Genomic DNA, 3,027 nt, shown 5'->3' with positions numbered 1-3,027 from the left:
CCCAGGGCGAGGACGGCAACGCCGAAACCGAGGCCCGCATCCGGGCGGAGGTCGAAACAATCTGCAAAACCTTCCCGCTCTACCCGGATCTCTAGACCCACCGCCAGGCCCCAATTCCGTGAAAGTCGGGGCGGGGACGGAAACGCGCCAATTTCCGTCCCCGGGTCCGGCGTTGGGTCAGGTCCAATGGACCTGTTCCGCCCCGGGCAGCGCGTGGCGCGCCCTTAACGGGTCTTCATACTTCAAGCCCTGCGCATCGCAGAATGCCACCACCCAGGCGTCATCCATGGTGACGAAGTCCAGCACCGAGGCCAGAAAGGCGGGATCCCGCGCAAGCGCGCGCAGGTCCTCGGCTGCGGCCCCGGTCGATCCAAGAAAAACTGGGCAAAGCTCCGCGTTCCCGGCCAGCCAGCCCAGGGCCTCGATCGCGAGGCTTTCAGCCTGTTGGGGGGTCATCGGCGGTCTTTGCCCTCGCGGAAACGGTTTCTTAACCAATAGCACCGACCCTTGGACGAGGGAAGGCGAACGCCCTCGTGGAAGGAACACAGAATGCCCGGCGACATCCTGATTGTCGACAGTGTGGCGACCAACCGCATCGTGCTCAAGGTCAAACTTCTGGCCGCGCAGCACCGCGTGCGCCCCTGCCATGATACCCACACGGCCCTTGCCGAGATCGCGCAGGCCCCGCCCGACCTCGTCGTTCTGGACGTGACGACCGACAGCACCGCGGCGCTGGCTTTCTGCCGCGACCTGAAACGGCGGCCCGAGACCGCCCTGATCCCTGTGATCGCGACCGGCAGCTTCCCCCGCCCCGGCGACCGTGTTCGCGCGCTCGAGGCCGGGGCGGACGACGTTCTGGCCCGGCCGCTCAACGATCAGATCCTCCAGGCGCGCATCCGCTCGCTTTTGCGCGCGCGCGACGCCAACCTGGAACTGCGCCTGCGCGAGGACACCCGCCGCGCCCTCGGCTTTTCCGAGGCGCAGGCTGGCTTCGACCGCGGTGCCACCGTCGTGGCACTGTCTCCGGAGCCGCGATTCCTGCGCTGCGCGGAACGCAAGTTCGCCGGCTGTCGCAACATCCGGGTGCAGAGGGCCGGCTTCAGCCCTCGCGCGGGCCTGCCCGACCGACTGTCGGGCGACCTGCTGCTGGTCGACGGCCGCGACGCCGCCCTGCCGGAAGCCGAGCTTTATCGCCTGCTGTCGGAACTGCGCAGCCGCAGCGACACCCGCAACGCCGCCATTCTCGTCATTCTTCCCGAGGACCGCGCCATGGTCCAGGCCATGGCGCTGGACCTCGGGGCCAACGACCTGGTCCCGGACGGCGCCAGCGCCCAGGAGCTCGTGCTGCGCGCCAGCGGGCTCATCGCCGACAAGCGGCGCAACGACGCCCTGCGCGACACGGTGCGGACCGGCCTGCGCGCTGCGGTCACCGATCCGCTGACGGGGCTGTTCAACCGCCGCTATGCCCTGCCACACATGGAAAACATGGCCGATCGCGCCACCGAGGGAGGGCAAAGGATCGCGGTCATGGTGCTGGACATCGACCACTTCAAGGACATCAACGACACCTACGGCCACGCCGCGGGCGACGAGATCCTGCAACAGGTCGCCGGGCGGCTGCGCGACAGCCTGCGCCCCGTCGACCTTCTGGCCCGCATCGGGGGCGAGGAGTTCCTCGTCGCCATCCCCGAAAGCGACAGCCATCATGCCCGGCGCAGCGCGCAGCGGCTGTGCCGGGTGATTTCGGACACGCCTTTCTACGTCCACGGTGACACGCATGCGATCCCGGTTACCATGTCCATCGGGGTCAGCCTCTCCGGGCCGGGGCCCGATCCGGTATTCCCCGCGGTGACTGATGCGACGGGCGACCTTGTCCGCGCGGCCGACCTGGCGCTCTATGCGGCCAAGGGATCGGGGCGCAACACGGTCAGCCTCTCGGCGGCCTGAGGCGTATCGCGTCCCACCGCCCCGACGATCGGCCGGGCCCGCCGCAGTCTGCCGCACCCGGGGCTGGCGCGAAACCGGTCAGCCCGCACGCCGACATGCGCGCCACATGGCCACGACCATGGCCGTCCACCGGGTCTTGCGTGGCCGCGACGTCGCCGTCGCCGCCGCTGTTATCCGGATCGAAGAGCGCAGGATGGGCCCTGTGTCACAGGACGGCAAGCGCGCGCACGTCGCGCGACATCCCGACGCGGCGACATGATCGCCCCTTTTATTCATCCGCGTCCCGGGCCAATCTGTAGGTCCGTGACGAGGACACCCATGACCGACCGACCCAGCCCCCCTGCGCCCCGGGATGACCGCCCGATGAAGCGGGCCATGTGGCGCGGCCTGCGCCGCCGCTGCCCCAACTGCGGCGAAGGGGTGATGTTCAAGGGGTATCTCAAGGTGGCCGATCAATGCCCGGCCTGCCTGGAGACCCTGAGCCATCATCGCGCCGATGACGGGCCGGCCTACCTGACGATCCTCGTGGTCGGCCACCTCATGGCGCCGCTGATCCACGTCGCCTTCACCCAGTTCCGACCCAACCCGCTGGTACTGGCAACGGCGCTTACCATTGGCTGTGTGGCGCTTTCGCTGTATCTTCTGCCCCGGATGAAGGGGCTGGTGGTCAACATCCAGTGGTCCCGCCAGATGCACGGGTTCGGCGACAGGGCCTGACCCCGGTCCCGCGAAACGGGAAACGCAGGCATGCACAAGAGCGCGATCCGCGATGCGGCCGCAATGATCGTCCTGCGCGACAGGGTGCGCGCGCCGAAGATCCTGATGGGCCAACGGGGCGCGGGCGCGGCCTTCATGCCCTCCAAATTCGTCTTTCCGGGCGGCGCGGTGGACGCGGTGGACAACACCGTGCCCTTCGGCCGCCCGCTGGCCCGGCCCTGCCTCGACCGGCTGGCCGAGGACAGTGCCTGCCGCCCTGCCGGGCTGGCCGCTGCCGCCATTCGCGAACTTTGGGAGGAGACCGGCCAGCAGATCGGGTGTCCCGGTGACTGGCCCGACGCACCGCGGGGCTGGCGCGGCTTC

At 69.2% G+C, this 3,027-nt stretch carries 4 protein-coding genes and 1 pseudogene; 4 read left to right on the top strand and 1 reads right to left on the bottom strand.

What is annotated here, in order from left to right; translation table 11 throughout:
- Positions 1 to 177: 177 nt before the first annotated feature.
- The gene (locus ACH107_RS31575) at positions 178 to 456 is read right to left on the bottom strand and encodes a DUF3572 domain-containing protein (protein WP_310692003.1); all 279 of its coding nucleotides are present in this window, start codon (positions 454 to 456) and stop codon (positions 178 to 180) included.
- A 93-nt stretch (positions 457 to 549) separates the two neighbouring features.
- Here ACH107_RS31575 and ACH107_RS31570 point away from each other — a divergent pair, with 93 nt between their 5' ends.
- From ACH107_RS31570 to ACH107_RS31555, 4 genes and pseudogenes are all read left to right on the top strand, one after another.
- Positions 550 to 1,947 carry a diguanylate cyclase gene (locus tag ACH107_RS31570; protein ID WP_412509596.1) on the top strand — a complete coding sequence of 466 codons (1,398 nt, stop codon included), beginning with the start codon at positions 550 to 552 and terminating at the stop codon, positions 1,945 to 1,947.
- A gap of 106 nt (positions 1,948 to 2,053) precedes the next feature.
- Positions 2,054 to 2,206 carry a hypothetical protein gene (locus ACH107_RS31565; RefSeq protein ID WP_412509595.1) on the top strand — a complete coding sequence of 51 codons (153 nt, stop codon included), beginning with the start codon at positions 2,054 to 2,056 and terminating at the stop codon, positions 2,204 to 2,206.
- Positions 2,207 to 2,265: 59 nt separating this feature from the next.
- Positions 2,266 to 2,664 carry a DUF983 domain-containing protein gene (locus ACH107_RS31560; protein ID WP_412509594.1) on the top strand — a complete coding sequence of 133 codons (399 nt, stop codon included), beginning with the start codon at positions 2,266 to 2,268 and terminating at the stop codon, positions 2,662 to 2,664.
- A 30-nt stretch (positions 2,665 to 2,694) separates the two neighbouring features.
- A pseudogene (locus ACH107_RS31555) lies at positions 2,695 to 3,027 on the top strand (DNA mismatch repair protein MutT); the annotation flags it as partial.

Source organism: Roseovarius halophilus (ex Wu et al. 2025) (assembly GCF_047086965.1).
The sequence above is the reverse complement of the archived record's forward strand: the minus strand, read 5'-3'. Positions and strand labels throughout refer to the sequence as shown.